General features: G+C 66.6%; 13 protein-coding genes and 1 tRNA gene. 4 read left to right on the forward strand and 10 right to left on the reverse strand.

All coding sequences use genetic code 11. The features are described 5' to 3' along the window. Positions 1 to 68: 68 nt before the first annotated feature. Together SXIM_RS12250 and SXIM_RS12255 are read left to right on the forward strand one after the other, a co-directional pair. On the forward strand, positions 69 to 998 hold the full coding sequence (locus tag SXIM_RS12250; RefSeq protein ID WP_046723957.1) for an AraC family transcriptional regulator: 930 nt from the start codon (positions 69 to 71) through the stop codon (positions 996 to 998). 94 nt (positions 999 to 1,092) lie between these two features. Next, positions 1,093 to 2,961 (forward strand): cytochrome b5 domain-containing protein, encoded by a 1,869-nt coding sequence (locus tag SXIM_RS12255; protein ID WP_078846901.1) that lies wholly within the window; start codon positions 1,093 to 1,095, stop codon positions 2,959 to 2,961. Positions 2,962 to 3,101: 140 nt separating this feature from the next. Here the strand turns inward: SXIM_RS12255 and SXIM_RS12260 are convergent, their stop codons facing one another. From SXIM_RS12260 to SXIM_RS12290, 9 genes are all read right to left on the reverse strand, one after another. Beyond that, on the reverse strand, positions 3,102 to 5,147 hold the full coding sequence (locus tag SXIM_RS12260) for an N-6 DNA methylase (RefSeq protein ID WP_246156969.1): 2,046 nt from the start codon (positions 5,145 to 5,147) through the stop codon (positions 3,102 to 3,104). A gap of 875 nt (positions 5,148 to 6,022) precedes the next feature. After that, entirely contained in the window at positions 6,023 to 8,011 is a 1,989-nt protein-coding gene (locus SXIM_RS12265) for a type I restriction-modification system subunit M (RefSeq protein WP_168222763.1), read from the reverse strand. Positions 8,012 to 8,031: 20 nt separating this feature from the next. Beyond that, positions 8,032 to 8,658: a restriction endonuclease subunit S gene (locus SXIM_RS12270; protein WP_046723963.1), complete on the reverse strand. Its 627-nt coding sequence runs from the start codon at positions 8,656 to 8,658 to the stop codon at positions 8,032 to 8,034. 95 nt (positions 8,659 to 8,753) lie between these two features. Then, the gene (locus SXIM_RS27410) at positions 8,754 to 8,912 is read right to left on the reverse strand and encodes a hypothetical protein (RefSeq protein WP_168222764.1); all 159 of its coding nucleotides are present in this window, start codon (positions 8,910 to 8,912) and stop codon (positions 8,754 to 8,756) included. Positions 8,913 to 10,534: 1,622 nt separating this feature from the next. Further along, positions 10,535 to 11,092: a PIN domain-containing protein gene (locus SXIM_RS28880; protein ID WP_484422088.1), complete on the reverse strand. Its 558-nt coding sequence runs from the start codon at positions 11,090 to 11,092 to the stop codon at positions 10,535 to 10,537. Beyond that, positions 11,089 to 12,192 carry a helix-turn-helix domain-containing protein gene (locus tag SXIM_RS12275; protein ID WP_246156881.1) on the reverse strand — a complete coding sequence of 368 codons (1,104 nt, stop codon included), beginning with the start codon at positions 12,190 to 12,192 and terminating at the stop codon, positions 11,089 to 11,091. Before SXIM_RS12275 ends, SXIM_RS28880 begins: the two co-directional genes overlap by 4 nt. A gap of 548 nt (positions 12,193 to 12,740) precedes the next feature. After that, positions 12,741 to 13,184 carry a hypothetical protein gene (locus tag SXIM_RS12280; RefSeq protein ID WP_046723969.1) on the reverse strand — a complete coding sequence of 148 codons (444 nt, stop codon included), beginning with the start codon at positions 13,182 to 13,184 and terminating at the stop codon, positions 12,741 to 12,743. Positions 13,185 to 13,374: 190 nt separating this feature from the next. Beyond that, positions 13,375 to 13,448 (reverse strand) — tRNA-Pro (locus SXIM_RS12285). Positions 13,449 to 13,505: 57 nt separating this feature from the next. Then, positions 13,506 to 14,435 carry a metallophosphoesterase gene (locus tag SXIM_RS12290; protein ID WP_030735484.1) on the reverse strand — a complete coding sequence of 310 codons (930 nt, stop codon included), beginning with the start codon at positions 14,433 to 14,435 and terminating at the stop codon, positions 13,506 to 13,508. Positions 14,436 to 14,492: 57 nt separating this feature from the next. On the opposite strand from SXIM_RS12290, the gene SXIM_RS12295 reads away from it, so the two are divergent. Then, complete coding sequence (locus tag SXIM_RS12295) at positions 14,493 to 14,957, forward strand: GatB/YqeY domain-containing protein (RefSeq protein ID WP_030735486.1); 465 nt, start codon at positions 14,493 to 14,495, stop codon at positions 14,955 to 14,957. A 70-nt stretch (positions 14,958 to 15,027) separates the two neighbouring features. On the opposite strand, the gene SXIM_RS12300 is transcribed toward SXIM_RS12295, so the two are convergent. Further along, positions 15,028 to 17,289, reverse strand: a complete 2,262-nt coding sequence (locus SXIM_RS12300; protein ID WP_046723971.1) for a transglycosylase domain-containing protein — start codon at positions 17,287 to 17,289, stop codon at positions 15,028 to 15,030. Positions 17,290 to 17,651: 362 nt separating this feature from the next. Here SXIM_RS12300 and SXIM_RS12305 point away from each other — a divergent pair, with 362 nt between their 5' ends. After that, positions 17,652 to 17,966, forward strand: a complete 315-nt coding sequence (locus SXIM_RS12305) for a WhiB family transcriptional regulator (RefSeq protein WP_030735489.1) — start codon at positions 17,652 to 17,654, stop codon at positions 17,964 to 17,966. The last annotated feature ends 7 nt before the right edge of the window (positions 17,967 to 17,973 follow it).

A 17,973-nucleotide genomic window follows, 5' to 3' on the forward strand; every position in this document is an offset into this window, starting at 1 on the left:
CCGACAGCTTTCAGCAGCGCACGGCTAGGATCAATTAATAAGAAACCAGCACGACTTAAGGATCATCCGTGGACCAAAAAGACGTGCTCAGCGAACTGCTCAAACCGCTGCGGCTGACGGATACGTACTACAGCAAGTGGCTGGCGGGCGGGGATTGGGGTGTCGCGGGCCAGGAAGACAGCCACGCCGTCCTGCATTACATGGTGCGCAGCGAATGCTTCATCACCTGTGCGGATGCCGAGCCCATCCGGCTGTCCGAGGGGGACCTCGCGCTCTTCCCGCACGGCACCGCCCACACCTTCTCCTCCGCCCCCGGCCTGACGACCACGCAGCTGCATCAGGTACTGCCCGCACGGGCGGCGGGCAGTTCCCATGTGGTCACGGTCGGTGACGCGCACCCGGACACCGAAATCCTCTGCGCGAGCCTGCACTTCGACAGCACCACCGAACCGCCCCTGTACCGGGCACTGCCGCCGGTCATCGTGCTGCGCGCCCACATGCTGATGGACGAGCCCCTGTTGCAGCGCACCCTCCAGTCCCTTCCGACGGAGATCATCCGCACCGCCCCGGGGGCCAGGATGGTCTCGCTGCGCGCGTTCGAGATGGTGCTGGTGCTCTCCCTGCGCACAGCGATGGAACGGCTCGCGGCCGACTCCCCGGCCCTGCAGGCCCTGCGGCACCCGGGGATCAGCCGGGCGCTGACCGCGATGTACGCCTCCTACGCGACCCCGTGGACCGTGGAGACGCTCTCCCGGGAAGCGGGAATGTCCCGTTCGGCCTTCTCCCAGGCATTCCGCGACCTCGTCGGTGAGCCACCCGCCCGCCATCTGATGGTGCGCCGGCTCCAGGAGGCCCGGCGGCTGCTGGCGGACCTCTCGGTGCCGCTGGGAGAGATCCACGAACGGGTGGGCTACCAGAGCCATGTGGGGTATCACCTGGCATTCCGAAAGGAGTTCGGCATCACCCCCGGGGAGTTCCGCACTTTGCGGGCCGGATGAGAATTAACCCGAACCAGACGGTAATTGATTGATCGGCCCGTTCCCGGGATTGCAGGGTGGACAGCAGCACTCGTCCCTGGCGAAAGGCCCTGCGATGCGCCATACACCCGCCGCACCGGGCGACATTGTGGACCAGGCGGAAAGCCGGTCGCGAGGACAGGGCCATGACCACGCGGGGCCGCTGTCGTGGACCGCCGGCTTCACCCCGGCCGCGCCGCCCCTCCAGCGGTTTCCCGCCTCGCACGCCCACTGGGACGAAATGGCGGCGGAACTCCCGGCGCTGTACGCGAGCCTGGAAGTGCGCCGCCGCCTGGAGACGCTCCCCGTGCTGGACGCCGGGCCGGACGCGCTTGCGGACGCCTTCCTGCAACGGGCCGCGACCGTCCTGGGGATCGTGGTGCACGCTTACCACCGGGTGGAGCCACGGCACGAGACGCCGACCCCGGCCTCCGTACTCACCCCCTGGCACCAGGTGTGCGCACGCCTCGGCCGGGAGCGCCCCTTCCTGTCCTACCTCGACCTCGTCGTCGCCAACTGGCGCCCGCGCGATCCGGACACCCCAACGGCCCGGCCACTCCTGGTGGAGGCCGTACGACTGCTGGTACCGACGGTGGGCACCGACGAGGAACAGATCTTCTACCTCACCCAGCTGGAAATGCTCTCCCGAGGCACCCCCCTGCTCACGGCGGCGGCCGACGCGGTGACGGCCACCGACCGGGACGACCCGCACACCCTCACCGACCGGCTGCTGGGCATGACCGCGTGCGTGCGGGAGATCACCGCGTACGGGCTGCGCAAGATCGAGCCCAGGCCGGGACGCCGCTTCCACGTCGACCCCGTGGTGTGGGCCAAGACCGTGGCCCCGCTGGCGGTGCCTTTGGTGCGGCACGGGCTCGGCCCCAGCGGCACCGCCTCCCCGATGTTCCATCTGCTGGACACGGTCATCGGCCGCACCGGCTACCGCTCGTTCATCGGCGAGGAGGCCCGACGGCTGCGCGCGAGCTACCCGCCGAACTGGCGGGCCTTCCTGGAGAGCACTGCTGCCGCGGACATCAGCGGCTATGCGACGGCCCACCCCCACCCCCCGCTGCGCGCGGCACTGACCGGCCTGCGGGCCGCGTACGCCGGCGAGGACGGGCTGCTGGCCCGGCACCGGCTGAAGGTGGCCGGGTACCTCAACACCTCCTACCGCATCGGCCGGGACGTCACCATCTCCGGCTTCCCCGCCGCAGCCCGCGTGGCGGGCGAACTGGCCACCTCCCGGACCGAACGCCCCGCCCCGGAGCCGCCCGCCCCCACCACGCCGCACGCCCCCGCGCCGCCCGGGGAGCGGGCGGTGGGCTTCCCGGAGGTCCTGCGCCACGACCACACGGGCGACCGCCACTGGATCGTGGTGGAGGACGGCGTCTACGACGTGACGGACTTCCTCGCCCGGCACCCGGGCGGAGTGGCCCCGCTGCACAGCTATCTGGGCACCGACGCCACCGCGATCTTCGAAGAGCTGGGCCACCACCGCGACCGTGTCGTCACGGCCCGACTGCGCCGGCTGCGGGTGGGCCGGCTGGAGCACCCGCCCGGCACCGTCACCGAGCCGTACGCCACCTGGCTGCGCTGGGCCACCGATCTCACCCGGCGCGGCAACGCCTTCCTCACCGACCTCTCGATCCGCGAGTCCCGCACCAGCCTGGCCTCCGGCACGGGCGACCTCACCCCGTACACACTCCAGTTCGCCATCGAGGCACACGAACGCTTCCACGACCGCACCTACGGCGACATCACCGGCGCACTCCACCACGACCTGACCGGCTCGCCGGCCGCCCCGCCCCCACCGACCCGCTCTCTCCACACCTGTACGCGGCCCTGCCCGGGGCCGGCCCGCAGACGCTCCAGCACCTGGAGAAGATCTGGCGCGAGGCGATCACCCTGGACCAACTCCTGCTGCACACGGTCCGCTCAGCCCTGATAGCCGGGCTGACCCACCTGCACCGTCACCCCGCCCACCTGGCCCCGCTGCTCCCCCACCTCGCCCACGTCACGACAGCGGCCACCACCTACCACCACACCCTGGCAGCCCTGGCCGACAACGCCGCCGGGTGACGGCCCTCAGCCGCTCAGCAGCCCGTGCAGCGCGTCACGACGGATCTTCCGCGTCAGGGCGAGCTGTTCCCGCAGCATGCGTTCGTGCCCGTCCACCTGCGCCATGATGTCCGCGATCAACCGCTGCGCCGACAGGTCGGGCAGGACGACGGGCAACTCACCCAGGACCCCGAGCGAGATGGTCTTCATGGTCAGACTCCCGGTGGAGCGTGCCTGGAGCCACGTACGTGCGGGGGCGGACCGGAGATAGGCCGCGAAGTAGTCCGCGTCGAGTACGGCTGGCGGCCGCAGGACGAAACAGCCCGTTCCACAGACCCATCCCTCCTGCGCCTCCCGGACCACAGCGCATCGCCCCAGCTCTCCACGGCGTGCCAGCACGATGTCTCCCGAGCGCAGGCGGAATCGGCCCAGGCCTGCGGCCTGCTCCTCACCGATGCGCCGTATCCCCTCCTCGTCGAAGCCACTGTCGGTCAAGTCCGTGGGCATCACCACGGGGATGCCCGCCTCTTGGTAATCCTCGGCGCGGACCAGGCTCCCCGAAGGCCCGGCGAGGAGCAGGCCGGCCCGCCCGTCCCTGGCGACATCGCTGACCTTCCCGTCCACGATGTCCCGCAGCCGCGCGTGCTGGGGCACGATCCCGTCACGGGGCAGCCGCGTAGTCTCCAGGATCCACGCAAGGTTGTGGCTGGAGCGGGACATCTTCGCTGCGGATCCCGCCAGTTCCCCGAACAAGTCGTCCGTGTCCGAAGCCGCCGACTGCTCCTGCCCGGCACCCACGTACCAACGCGGGTCGAGACCGCCCCCCTGCTCCAGGATCTCCCTGTACGACACCGACCGTGAGAACCCCGGCTCGTCGTGGTCCCCTTCATGAAAACATCGGACGATCAGCGCCCTGTCCCGGGCGGTGAGAACCCGGCGGGACCGCCGCGGCGGCTGGGTTCCGAGCCCACTGGCGTCGACGAAGACAACCGCATCGCCGTCGGCGGCAGGCAGGCGGGAAGACTTACCCCGGGCCAACAACCAGATGTGTACCGGGACGGCAGTGTGCGTGAAGAGATGAGGTGGCAGGGCGATGACCCCCTGGAGCGCGCCACCGGAGACCATGGCCTTGCGCATCTCCGCCTCACGACCGTGCCGCCACGCGGCCCCTGCGGGCATGACCACCAGCCCGACCCCGTTTTCGCTCAACCGGCTCCAGATGTACTGCAGCCAGGCGAAATCCGCGCTGTGCTCGCTCGGCCTGCCGAAGGGCCATCCGACATCCTCCACGGGCCCAAGCCGCTGACCGAACGGCGGATTGCTGAACACCAGATCCGCACCGCCCTGTCCCCGGCCTCCGAACAGCGACGCCGGTTCGGAGGCCCGGACGACCGGCCGGTCCACTCCGTGCATGGCCAGATTCATCGTCGCCAGCCACGGGTTGCTGCGGTCTGTGGCATATGCCTCGAGTGTTGCTCCGTCGACGCCGCCGGCGATCCGCTGCGCGGCAGCCGCCAGCAGTACGCCCGATCCGCAGGCCGGATCGAGGATACGGTCCCCGGCTCTGGGCGGCGCCAACTCGACCAGCAGGCGTGCGACCTCGCGCGGCGTGTGGAACTCTCCTGCGGTACGGGTGTTCTCCCGGGCGTGACGGTCGAGCAGTAGGTCGCAGACGTCCGACCACTCGGTCGAATCGAGGTCGGGGCCACGTCCCAGCATGCCGATGAAGTCAGCGGCCCACGGCACGTCCTCCAGGTTCTCGTCGCTGTTCAGCAGCCCGGCATCCTGGTTGCGCATGTGCGGCACGGGAAAACCCGGATGTCTGCTGGCACTCCGCACCGCGGCACGGATATCGGCCAAGACTGACGCCCGACCGCTGCTTTCGCCGGCCGCACGCTTCCACCACTCCACGAACTCGACATCCGCCGCCCCGTCCGACTGCACGAACTTCGCCAGCACCAGGATAGCGAGCATGGATGCGAGGTCATCGGAGGTGTTACGACCACGCTGGTACGGCGCGTACACGCGCCAGAGTCGCTCAACGAGCTGCGCGGCTGGGCTATCTGTGCTCATGGTCTCCACGTGTGGGTCTCCTCGCTCGGGGGTGGATTACAGCAGGTGGCTGACGGCCCACGCCATCGCGCCCGCGACCAGCATCAACAGGGACAGCCGCAGTGTCTTGTCCGTGCTCTGCATCGCCTGTCCCAACAGTTCGAAGAACGACTTCACTCCACTGTCTCCCCGGTCCACGATCTCGGATGTCAAAGATTGCGCAGCGATAGTGCGCACTTCCTCTGCCGGGAACTGACTGCGCATGCGGGTCACTTGACTCCGAACCAGAGGCTAGCTTCCATGAACTTAACAGCAAAGAAGCCCTGTCGGGCATTGAACGAGAGTCCGCCACCCGTTCTCGCGATCTCTGCGCAGCATCTCTGCGCAATGCCCCGTGTGAGATCTTGCTGCTCATGGGCACGACGAGAGTGGCGCAAGGAGAGAGGGCCCGCACCGAAACAGGCTCCGGATGTGGCGCGCGCCACACGGCATGGTGCGAGGCCGGGTCACAGTCCGGCCCACCTCTGCGGACGGTCACCGGCAGGAAGAACTGTCCCGGAAACGCTCAGGGGCCCGATCCTCGAAAGGATCGGGCCCCTGGTCTGTCGGGGTGGCGGGATTTGAACCCACGGCCTCTTCGTCCCGAATTAGGTTCGAGCAGCCCAGTCACCTGGGGTGATGGCATCTCCGCAGGTCAGGCAGGTGGCCTCGGTTGGTGTGCGGTGGTGTAGAAGGGGCTTGGGGAGCCGGTCGGCTCCCAGGTGGCTCCCAGCGAGGAGCTGGAGATCAGCACGGGCCAGGTTGATCAGAACTGCGGTGGGACGGTCCGAAAGTAGCGAGACGGGCCCGAAGAGAAGGTCAGCGGCGGCGCGGATGCGATGCGGCGCTAACCCAGGTCAGGCCGGTCCGGTGTAACCGAGATCTTGCAGGCGAGCTCTCAACCGTGCTGCAGCGGCCTCACTTTGCCTCTCCAAGTCCGCGAGCGAGATCGCGTATCGATCGCCCCATGAGAGATAGAGATCGACCAGTCCCTGTCGTTCCTCAGCGACGAGCCTCTCCAAGCGAGTGCGGAGATCGTCACCAAGAACTTCAAGGACTCGTATGTGCGCCAGGGGCTCAGGCAGGTACGAACGCTGGCCGTCGGCCGCCGCCCACCGGTCGATCACCCCGGAGAAGCCGCGGTGGTCCAGGCTTCTAAGGTCGTCTTGTCGACCTGACCACCATGCCGCGAAAACGCCGGCGAGTTGGTACCGGTCCAGGATCCCCTCCTTCAGGAGCTCCTCACGGAAGGAGGCCATGAGTCGGGGGCGCAACATCAACAGCTGTCTCGTGCCCGCGAGATCGCAAATACGTGATTCCGTCCCCTTCCACCATGCGCGGTAGTGATCGATGAAACCCCGCTCTCGAACAGCAGCCAGGTCCGGGATGCGCGCCGCAGTTGCCTCACAGCCCTCGCTCCGGAATGCAAGGTAGTCAGAATCCTGCGCCGTGAACAGGCTAGTGAGGCCGATACCAAAAGCAAGGAAAGCCCCTGCTTCTGCCTCGACTTCGCTTCGCGGCACACCACCAGACAGCGCCGCTCGGACGTCCAGCAGTGGCTCGGCAGGCGGGCCGGCGTCGACGTAGCGCCGAATGTTGAGGTTGAAGTCGTTCGCCGCAATCTCATCCAGCGAGACCACCCGTGAGAAGCCGGGGATGTCCGCCCACTCGCGGAAGGCGCCCACGATCTTTTCCACGTTCTGCGGCTCCAGGCGGTTTTCCGATCGCCCCGTTACTACTTCGCGTTCGGCATTGATGAACAGTACCTGGCCGCGCTGGTCCGCTGATGTTCCGTTCGGGCCCCGCAACACCAGGATGCATGCAGGGATGGCTGTGCCGTGGAAAACGTTCGGGCCAATACCGATCACTGCCTCGAGCCGGGCGTCTTCGACGATTCCCCGGCGGATCTCGGCCTCGGCCCCGCCCCGGAATAGCACGCCATGCGGCGTGACCACCGCTCCGATGCCGTCCGGACGAAGTGTGGCCAGCACATGCTGGACATTCATCAGGTCGGACTTATTGCCCCGCTCGGGTGTCCAGCCATACCTCATGCGCTCCGGGTACCTCACCTCCTTCTTGGCGTAGTTCATCGAGAAGGGAGGATTGGTCAGCACACAGTCGAAGCGTCTGAGATGCCCGTCCTCCAGTGTATGGAGTGGATTGACCAGCGTGTCCCCGCGGAGCACCGAGCTGTCAGTTATGCCGTGCAACAGAAGGTTCAACCGGGCCGTGGACCACGTGGCGCTGTTCACCTCCTGGCCGAAGAGGGCGAGGTCTGCCCCCTCCCCGCCGTGCTCGTCGATGTACTGGCGGGCCTGAATGAGCATGCCTCCCGAGCCAGCGAAAGGATCGTAGACCGACTGTCCCTCTTGCGGTCGGACCAGGCGGGTCAACAGCCGGACCACAGAACGGGGCGTGAAAAACTCCCCACCGCGCTTTCCGGCACTGTCGGCGAACGTGCCGAGGATCAGGTCGTATGCACGACCGAGCACATCGCCGAACTCCAGATCGTCGTCACTCAGCGGAATTTTGTCGAACTGATCGACCAGTGCACTCAACTCGGCACGGCCCAGCTGTCTGTCGAAGTCGAGAGCTTCGAATACGCCCTCTAGTTCATCCCGGTTGTACCGCTCAAGTTCCCATAGAGCCTCGTTGAGCACGTGCCCCAGTGCCTTGCCCTCGTAACCGACGATGTGGGACCAGTGCGCGCGCTCGGGTACCTGAAGGATGCCTGGCTGATCAGAGGCTCGCTTGAGGAGCAGCATCCCGGAGACGATGTCACGGTACTGTGACGCATCCATTTTGCCGCGCAGTACGTCGGCGGCACCGAAGAGGGCCTGCGTCATTTTCCCGAGGGCAAGGGGACTCATTTGCGCCTCGTTCCTTGAATCAGCTCTCCGAAGATGGCTGGCCGCAGCGCCTCCAAGCGGTCGGCCATCTGCCTCTGAATTCTGATCCGGGCGTCCACATCGGTCAGGGCTTCGACGACAGCGTGCTGCCGATCCAAGGGCGGCACGGTGACAGGCAGCGCGTTCAACATCGCTGAGTTGAGCGAGGGGACAGTACCCGGGAGGGCCTGTCCCACTATGGCCCTTTGCACTGGTGGATAGGACAGATATGACACGAGGTATCTGGGAAGGATGAGCTCACTTCGGGGCCTGATACGAAGACAGGCCGAGCCGTAGAACCATGTGGCGTGCTCTGCCTCGATCAACGCCAGCCGGCCGAGTGTCCCCTGCCGCACCACGAGGAGGTCGCCTTCCCGCACCGCGAAGCGGGAGAGCCGTTTGGCCTCGCTCCAAGGCACCCGCCGCAGCCGCCGGGTGTCCACCGTGTTGTGGTCGGTGAGATTCGGCGGAGAGATCACCGGCATCCCGTCGGGCCCGTCGTTCAGACTGTCGAGCAGCGATCCGGACGGACCGGCAGCCACCTCACAGAGACTCCCAAGCGGGACCTGCTCAACGTGAGCCAGGGATGCGTCACCTACTCGCACGGTGTCCTCGTCCTTCTCTCCTCAGGGAAACTTCTCCTACTGCTGGGGGTGGGGGAGCTGTACATGCATAGCTCCCCCACACGCCCTCGGTCGGGTCAGACGGTGCGTAGCCAGGTCCGCATCGCGGTCCGCACCAGCTCCTCCGCCAGCACGGTCAGCAGGGCGGCAGCGACGATGGCCACGGCGGCCGCGCCATGCCCCATGGACGACGCACACGCCACAGCCACCACGACGATCCCTAGGAGAACCAGCACGGCCCTCCTGGTCCCGGGCGGCAGGGACGATGCATGATGGACGTTGACGATCCTCATTGGGTTGTCCTTCCTGTCCCCGCGCACTGCGTGGGGATGATGTGCCGCACTGCCCTGCCGGGCCTGCGAACCATGCGGGGTGGTGCGGCGGCTGTTGGACGAGCAGTCTTGCCCGCGGAGCGGGACAGGAAGCCACGAACCCCCGCCCCATCCCACGCACTTAGCTCGAGCGCGCCCGAGCTTCGATACTAGGATCGTACACTCCGTCAGATTGCGAAGCTAGCTTCGCAATTGATTCCAGGTTGCCGTGCTTCCCCTCAAATGAGGTCCACCCAAGACGGACTGGGGGAGTCTCAAAATGGTTCAAGGCGCACCCCCTCCGTTCAGCCGAAGCGAGCGTCATTCCTCACCCGCCTCGGGAGCGGGTCGAGCCCTTCTGGGACGCCGCGATCTCCCCGTGTAGAAAGCCTGCCCGGCGATGAGACCGCGCAGGCTCAGAAGGAAGACCGTTTGGTCCGCCCGCTTCACTTCGAGTGGTACCGGCAGGGCGCACACTGATGAGCCGCGTCGAATGTCCTCCCGTAGCGGGCACGCTCCGTCTCGTTCGGGTTGGGGACGCACGAGAAGCGACTGGCCTGTTGCCCTCGGTGACCAGCACCCGTCCGATGCCGGCAGGCGAGGGGCGGGAGCGCCGCTGTTTGGCGGATCTTCCGCGGCCAGGGGGCTTGTCGGCCCGGGTGATGGCCGTGCTGGAGATAGAAGCGTCCGACCTTGGTGATCTTCTATTCGCCCCTTCCCATCTTTCTCGGGCATGGTGACGTGCCCCGCTACCTCAGGGCTCTGGCAGCGATAGCGAGTTCGCGGGGTATCTGACGTGACAGGTTGGGAGCCCTCACTAACCCGGGCCAGGAGGGCGAGCTGTAGATCGCTGGAAGGGTCAACGGCGCATGTGATGGTCCTACGGGTCGGCGCTCGTGCCGACACAGGTCGCGCGGTGAACTTGCCGGTAGCCCGGCCCGGCTCCCTCACGGGAGTTGGATTCCAAGGTCGGCTCCAGAGGCGAAGCCCAGGACAGGACCCAACCCAAGGGCCAGCCCCCAAGCCCTTGACCTGGTCGCACGAAGCCGGGCGGCGGGGTCCGACGCCACGACCTCTCCGTCCCGAACGAGGTTCGAGCGGGACCGACATGGGGTAGTTCGGTGTTTTTCCTGATCAAGTGCTGGGATGGGGCGGCCTGGGGCGGTGCCGAAGGGGCTTGAGGAGTGGGTTGGCTCTGCTGGCTCCCAGTGGGATCTCAGTAGGAGGCTACTGAGTACTGCCTCCGCCACACCGGGTAGCTGGCGACTGCAACAGACAGCCTGTTGCCCCGTGCACACGGTCTGGCCGGGGGTTCTCCGGCAGACAGGCGAACACTATGGAGCAAAGGCTCCTCCCAGCCTTTGCCGCCTTCATTTCGAGGCTCGCGCGGTGACGCCATCAAGGAAACAGCGCGACAGGTAGGCAGCCTTTCGAATCACGCGAAAGCGTTGTGATCCAAGACTAATCAAAGAGAATCTTACTTGACTCATCCTTCGCCTCGTGTCCGTGTCGCATAACCGCACAGGTGAGGCGCGGTTGGTGAATTACTATAGTAGCCCGTTCTGTTTGGCCCAACCTATGAATTGTCCACGAGTGCAAGGGTAGCGTGCTCCGGTATCGATCAATGCGTCGACTAGATTACTGCCCACATACTCAGTTGTGTGTCCTGCGCTGACAGCGGTCGCTATTATCCGCAGAGATCCACAAACGGATAGGGAGTGTCTGATGGCGATTCTCCGCGCATCTCCGTCGTCGACTACTGCTGTTGCGCCATTGACCTCGGCCCATGCAAGGACAGTGGCTTCCCCCTGATTCGACTTATCGCCCGAGACCCTTCCCATCCACTTCACCAGTGCCGTGAGCTCGTTCAGGTGATCGACGTGTACAACGTCAAGCCAATCCGCGCCCGCCAGGCTCAGCCCGTAGGCACCTAGCTCATCCACGACTGTCTGGGTGGTCACATTGCGCCGACCGCCGCCTTGCCAGGTCCGAGCGGTATCACCGAGAACGTCGAGTTTGCCTGCTTTAATGGCATGAAAGAGAGGAGATGTATCCCAAGCGAGTAAGCTGGCGGGCGCTCCCGTAGCGGCAGGGGCTGCACTCACGGCAGTGGCTCCTCCAGGATGCGCGTGGGCAATTCTTCTACCGTGATTGCGTCATAAAGAAGCTCGATTGTGCGTGGAGCTGTGATAGCGCCTGTCTCCCAGGCGTTCAGTACCGCTTTGCGCCACAACTTGCCAGTCGTGCCAGGCTCGAGGTCAGGGATTGGCTGTTCGCCGAGCACAGCTAGGAAGTCTCCCCGTGTTGGTGAATTCGCTCTCTGTCCTCTGGCTTCGTCGCCGTCGATCAGTCCCAAGCTGCGCACGCGTTTCACAACCGCGCTCCAGGACATTCGATAGCTGGCTGCCAACGCAAGCATGGTGGGCCGAACGCTACTCGGGTCTTTGACTTCCTTCCAGGCGTTGTGTACATCCTGGGAAGGAAGAATGAAGCACTCGGCGAAGCGGTCGATCTGCCGCTCGCGCTCATCCCGACTGGCTGCCACACCAGCATCGCTGTGGTACTCGTCCTGTAGAAGGTGGTGCCCCAGTTCGTGAGCAGCGGTCCATCGCCGTCTTCCGGGCTGTGCTTCGCCGCTAATGACGGCTACGCCGTATCCGTCCTGCAGGAGCGAGGCCCCCTCGGCTGGCTCGTCCACGACCGTCAGGAAAAGGCCCAGTTGTTCCACGACATCTGCCATCGGCCCCAGCGGGCCCGATGGCAGATCCAGGGCCTTACGCGCTGCTGCGGCGAGGGTGCTTGGGTCGGCCTGGCCGTCCGTCCGTTGGAGGGAAGGATCCAAGCGCGGGGGCGTGAGAAAGCCTTCCGCGATGAGCCAATGGGCGTTGCGAGCGTGCTGCTCAAGCCAGGCATCGAGGCGGTAGCTGGCGCGAGTCGCCTGGTCCGACACGTCCTCCAGCGTGGCTCTACGGGACACGAGAGATGCTGGCGGACGGGAGAGGAAGTGTGCCAGAGGGACGGCAAGCGCCTGAGCGAGGCGGGATAGTTCAAGGGCGGAGACGCGCCGGTCCCCCGCTTCGATGCGCACAATCGCTGTGCGATCAAGTCCTACTCTGGAGGCCAGGTCGCCCTGGCTCATGTCCGCAGCTAGGCGTGCCTCAGCGATTCGCTCGCCTACTTCTTCCCAGCTCTGCACTGCTTCCATGTGTGCGATTTTTGCACACATGGGGCTGGCGAGCATCCGTGGCGAGCTGCGCTCTCGGTCAAACGTTGGTATCCAGTCAGCATCGAAAGGACGCCCAGAGCAGGTTGTCGGCCCATAGGAATCGGTTCCGCGGTCGAGCTGCTGGGGCGCTGACCTGTCGTGATGTTGTTGTGGCCTGTGTCTTGGGTGCTCAGGTCATCCTGGTGGTGAGCTGAGGCGTGAAGAGCGAACGAGTGTTGCAGGCGTCGTTCGTGATCGCTTAGGGCGGAGACATAGAGCAAGCAGGAGCAAAGCGATGAAAAGGACGACTCGACGCAGTGTAGACTGGACGTCTGATCGTGGACTGGGCTGAGTAGTGGCCAGCTCCTAGGTGCCGGTGCTTGGCGCAGGATGAACCGCTCACCTGGGCTACTAGAGTCGTCACCAAACCTGCCCCCTGCACCTGGTCTCACCGGCAGATACAGGGGGCCGGGTGAAGTCACATGCGACCAGATTCTGGGCTCGGCGTTCTTCACGGATTGACCTTCTGCTCTAGTCTGCCAGATGTCTCAGTAGTCGCTGATGTGCTCAAGCTCCGCTTCAAGGCCCTCGGCCCACGTCGGAGCTGGCAATGCGTCGAAGGCTGCCCGACATGTCAGGATCGCCTTGCCCAAGCCATGGAGTGCGCTCACTGATCTGGCGTATAGGTACCAGCGGCCCCACTGCTGACCGACTCCGCAGTCGCTGCACTTCGCCAGGTCGGCGATCATCGCCGCGCGCTGCGCGTCGGGTAGGACGCCCACCGTCGGATACTTGGCATGGTGAGACTTGTCGAGGCCACTAGAGCAGGAGTAGAAGGTCGCGGCCTTGGCTGCGCTGTGGGCGAGACTGACGCCAGCGACGCCGACATCGTTCCAGTTGAAGGCGGACATGAGTTCGGCGAACTCAACGTCGTCCCTCTCGTGTGCCTCGGTGAGGATTTCCGCAATGCCATCTGGCGCGCCGCCTCGCACAACCGTAGGGATGACCCCTTCCCAGCGTGAGCGGCAAACAGCGGGCTGGACGTCGGAAGGCCGCTCACTGGGAGCCGCCGGGGAGCCGGTTCTGGAAGTCGGCTCCCAAATGGCTCCCAAAACGGGGTGGCAAAGCAGATCAGGCCCGGTGCTGATCTCTCAGCACCGGGCCTGACCTGGTGTTTCTCTGTCGGGGTGGCGGGATTTGAACCCACGGCCTCTTCGTCCCGAACGAAGCGCGCTGCCAAGCTGCGCCACACCCCGGTGCAGCGAGGCTTACTCTACCCGGCCCGGGGGCGTACGCGAAATCAGGTTTCGCCGTCAGCTGTCCCGGGGGGTCAGCGTGAGCAGCGACGCCTCCGGCGGGCAGGCGAAGCGGACCGGGGTGTAGCGGTTGGTGCCGCAGCCTGCGGAGACGTGGAGGTAGGAGCGTTCGCCCGCGGATTCGTGGGTGGAGAGGCCCTTTACCCGGTCCGGGTCGATGTCGCAGTTGGTGACCAGCGCCCCGTAGAACGGCACGCACAGCTGGCCGCCGTGGGTGTGCCCGGCCAGGATCAGCGGGTAGCGGTCGGCCGTGAAGGCGTCCAGCACGCGCAGGTACGGGGCGTGGACCACGGCCAGGGACAGGTCGGCGCCCGGTTCGGGGCCGCCCGCCACCTCGCCGTAGCGGTCGCGCTTGATGTGCGGGTCGTCCAGGCCGGTCAGCGCGATCTCGGCGCCAGCCGTCTTGACCCGGCCGCGGGTGTTGGTGAGGTTGACCCAGCCCGCCTCGTCGAAGGCGTCGCGCAGCTCCCACCACGGGTTGCGCGGGACGCCCACGGCCGGTGCGTTGCCGTTGAGGCCGTGCCGGCCCTGGACGCGTTCCACCAGGTAGCGGCCGGGGTTGCGCAGCTTGGGCGCGTAGTAGTCGTTGGAGCCGAAGACGTACGCCCCGGGGAACTCCAGGAGCGGGCCCAGCGCGTCGAGGGTCTCCGGGACGGCTTCGGGGTCGGAGAGGTTGTCGCCGGTGTTGATCACCAGGTCCGGGCGGAGGGCGGCCAGGGACTGGAGCCAGCGCTGCTTCTTGCGCTGGCCGCCGACCATGTGGATGTCGGAGACCTGGAGGATCCGCAGCGGGCGCATGCCCGGTGGCAGGACCGGCACGGTGACCCGGCGCAGTCGGAAGGACCGGACCTCGAAGCCGGCGGCGTAGGCGAGGGTGGCGGCCCCCAGGGCGGCGATGCCGAGCGGGGCGGCGTAGCGGGCGCGCATGCGTCCCATCGTAGGCAGCCCGGGCCGGCGTTCCGTACCGCCTGTCACAATGACCGCATGACCACGTTGAAGTCCCGGCTCTCCGACGATCTGACCACGGCGATCAAGGCGCGTGACGAGCTGCGATCGAGCACGCTCCGGATGACGCTCACCGCCGTCTCCTACGAGGAGACGGCCGGCAAGGAGGCACGTGAGCTCTCCGACGACGACGTGCAGAAGGTCATCGCCCGCGAGGCGAAGAAGCGGCGTGAGGCGGCGGAGGCGTTCGACAAGGGCGGCCGGGCGGAGCAGGCGGAGCGGGAGCGGGCCGAGGGCAAGGTGCTCTCGGAGTACCTGCCGCAGCAGCTGAGCGACGAGGAACTCGCCGCGATCGTGACGGACGCGGTCGCCGAGGCGAAGGCCGGCGGCGCCGAGGGTCCGCGGGCGATGGGCGCCGTGATGAAGATCGTGTCCCCGAAGGTCGCGGGGCGGGCGGACGGCGGACGGGTGGCCGGGCTGGTGAAGCGGACCCTGGCCGGGTAGCGACGGCGGACAGCGGTGAAGGGGCGGTGGTCGTGTCCGACCACCGCCCCTTCACCGTGCCGCTCAGTGGTCAGCGGTCACGGCCCCAGCCGTTGCCCGGCCGGTTGTCGCCCCAGTCGAAGTCGTCCCAGTTGCCCCAGTCACCCAGGTCGATGTCCGGGCCTCCGCCGTTGCCGCCGCTATTGCCGTTGTTGTCGCGGTCGCGGTCCTTCTTGTCGTCCTTCTTGTCATCCTTCTTGTCGTCGCCGCGCGGCACGTCGACCTCGTTGAACGTCGAGCCGGGTACGCCTGCCAGCGCGCCGGTCATGGCCTGCCGCCAGATCGGGCCGGCCACGCTGCCACCGCCCGCCTTCTCCCAGGTGGTGCCGGCGATCGAGATGTTCTCCATCGGGATCAGCGTCGCGTCGCCGCCCACCCGGACGGCGGTGGACAGCTCGGGGGTGTAGCCGACGAACCACACGTTCCTGCGGTTGTCGGAGGTACCGGTCTTGCCGGCGTTCTCCCGGTCGGTGAGGCCGGCGGTCTGGCCGGTGCCGTCCTCGACGACGCCCTTCAGCATCTGGTTCACCGTGTCGGCGGTGTGCTCCGACATGACCTGGGTGCAGTTGCCCTCCGGCACGTCCATCTCGTCGCCGTTGCTGTCGGTCACGGACAGGATGGCGACCGGCTCGCAGTAGGTGCCGCGGTTGGCGAACGTCGCGTACGCGTTGGCCATCATCAGCGGGGTGGTCTCCAGACCGCCCAGCGTGGCGGACGGGCTGGCGGGCAGCTCGGCGTCGTTGCCGCCGCGCACGCCCATCTCACCGGCCAGGGTGACGGTCTCGCACACGCCCACCCGGCGTTCGAGGTCGGCGAAGTAGGTGTTGACGGACTGGCCCAGGGCATCGCTCATGTCCCAGGTGCCCTTCATGTCCTCCCGCTCGTTCTGCACGGACCACTCGCGCTCCTCTGCGGAGCCGAGCGGCTTGTTCTCGCAGTCCTTGAACTCGTTCATGGGCAGCGTGATCTTGCGGTCCGAGCTGTACGTCTCGGCGGGGCTGATCCCCGCCTCCAGGGCCACGGCCGCCGTGATCGGCTTGAATGTCGAGCCGGGCTGGAAGCCGTAGGTGGTGCCGCCCATGGAGCTGGAGACGTTGAGGTTGAGCGTCGTCTCGTTGGCGGAGATGTCCAGGCCGTAGGGACGGGACTGGGCCATCGACAGGATGTGCCCGGTGCCCGGCTGGATCTGGACGACGGCCGCCGTGACCTCGTCGTCCTCGTACGCGCCGTCCTTCGCCGCCTGGGCGGCGGCCGCCTGGGCGGTGGGGTCCAGGGTGGTCCGCACCCGCAGGCCGCCGATGCGCCACAGCTCGCTGCGCTCCTCCTCGGTCTCGCCGAAGACGGGGCTGTTGAGGATCTCCTTGCGCACGTAGTCGCAGAAGAAGCCGGCGTCGTGGACGGCGGTGATGCAGCCGTTCTGCGGCCGGGAGACGTTGAGGCCGAGATCCGTCTCCTTGGCCTCGTCCGCCTCGGCGCGGGTGATGTCCTTGGACTCGACCATCTTCTCCAGGACGGTGTTGCGCCGGTTGAGCGCCTTGTCCGGGGAGTTGACCGGGTCGTAGGCGCTCGGGGACTGGACGAGGCCGGCCAGCAGCGCCGCCTCGTGCAGTTCCAGGTCGGCGGCCGGCTTGGAGAAGTACCGCTGCGAGGCGGCCTCGACTCCGTACGCCTGCTGTCCGAAATAGGTGATATTGAGGTAATTGGTAAGGATTTCGTCCTTGGTGAGTTCCTGCTCCAGCTGGATGGCGAACTTCATCTCGCGGATCTTGCGGCCCATGCCCTCGGCGCCGCTCTGCGCGGTGGCCTCGGCCACCGCCTCCGCGTCGTCGCCCGCCGCCTCGACGAAGACGTTCTTCACGTACTGCTGCGTGAGGGTCGAGGCGCCCTCCTGGACGCCGCCCTCGGTGACGTTGCGGTTCAGCGCCCGCAGCACGCCCTTGAGGTCGATCGCGCCGTGCTCGTAGAAGCGCGCGTCCTCGATCGCCACCAGCGCCTGGCGAACGTACGGACCCATCTCGTCCGCCTCGATCACCGTGCGGTAACGGGAGTACACCTCCGCGATCTTGTTGCCCTCGACGTCCAGGATCATCGTGCTCTGGCTCAGCGGTGGCCGCGTGAGCTCGCTCGGGATCTCGTCGAAGGTCTGCACCGTTCCCTTGGCAGCCAGCCCCAGGGCGCCGACGGCCGGCAGCGCCAGCCCCGCCAGTACGGCCCCGGACAGCACGCTGACCCCGAGGAACTTGGCCATCTGCTGAGTCGTGCTCAGCCCGCCTCCCGGGCGCTTCCTACCCATGGACACCAGCGTAAGCGGTCAAACGCCGGACAGGCGGCCGGGCGTTCGTTAGGCTGCCCATACATCGGACAAAACAAGAGGCGTCAAACGATCTTCACTCATGGGAGTGGGATATCGAAATCGCTCTTGTCATATGCACCGAACTGTTGCTATCAGCAACCCTCGCCCGACATGCGGATCTTGTTCGGCGTTCACTCACGTGGGTGACCAGCGACGCTGTCTAGTCCGAACGGGCCATTCAAAATGGGGCCCGCTGGGGGTGTTGCGCTCCCGCCACCTTCCGTAACGTCCTCAACCGGCAAGGTGAATATGCCACTTGCCGCCGTGGGGGAGCCTCGATTCGGGAGAGGACGGCACCGGTCATGAGCTGGGTCACCGACTGGAGTGGGCAGGCGGCCTGCCGCACCACAGATCCGGATGAACTATTCGTCCAGGGCGCGGCACAAAACCGCGCCAAAGCGGTGTGCACCGGCTGCCCGGTGCGCACCGAATGCCTCGCCGACGCACTCGACAACCGCGTGGAATTCGGCGTCTGGGGCGGTATGACCGAACGGGAACGACGCGCATTGCTGCGCCGCCGCCCCACGGTCACGTCCTGGCGCCGGCTGCTGGAGACAGCCCGCTGCGAGTACGAGAACGCTGACGAGAGTGACGGAGGTTACGCGGCGGCCGGTTAGGGCCTCC

This window comes from Streptomyces xiamenensis, from assembly GCF_000993785.3.
GTDB lineage: Bacteria > Actinomycetota > Actinomycetes > Streptomycetales > Streptomycetaceae > Streptomyces > Streptomyces xiamenensis.

Excerpts from the sequence above, each read along its gene's own strand:
- SXIM_RS12305 (WP_030735489.1), top strand. The coding sequence starts at position 17,652 with ATGAGCTGGGTCACCGACTGGAGTGGGCAGGCGGCCTGCCGCACCACA.
- SXIM_RS12295 (WP_030735486.1), top strand. The coding sequence starts at position 14,493 with ATGACCACGTTGAAGTCCCGGCTCTCCGACGATCTGACCACGGCGATC.
- SXIM_RS12260 (WP_246156969.1), bottom strand. The coding sequence starts at position 5,147 with ATGAGCACAGATAGCCCAGCCGCGCAGCTCGTTGAGCGACTCTGGCGC.
- SXIM_RS12300 (WP_046723971.1), bottom strand. The coding sequence starts at position 17,289 with ATGGGTAGGAAGCGCCCGGGAGGCGGGCTGAGCACGACTCAGCAGATG.
- SXIM_RS12265 (WP_168222763.1), bottom strand. The coding sequence starts at position 8,011 with ATGACGCAGGCCCTCTTCGGTGCCGCCGACGTACTGCGCGGCAAAATG.
- SXIM_RS12290 (WP_030735484.1), bottom strand. The coding sequence starts at position 14,435 with ATGCGCGCCCGCTACGCCGCCCCGCTCGGCATCGCCGCCCTGGGGGCC.
- SXIM_RS12275 (WP_246156881.1), bottom strand. The coding sequence starts at position 12,192 with ATGGAAGCAGTGCAGAGCTGGGAAGAAGTAGGCGAGCGAATCGCTGAG.
- SXIM_RS12255 (WP_078846901.1), top strand. The coding sequence starts at position 1,093 with ATGCGCCATACACCCGCCGCACCGGGCGACATTGTGGACCAGGCGGAA.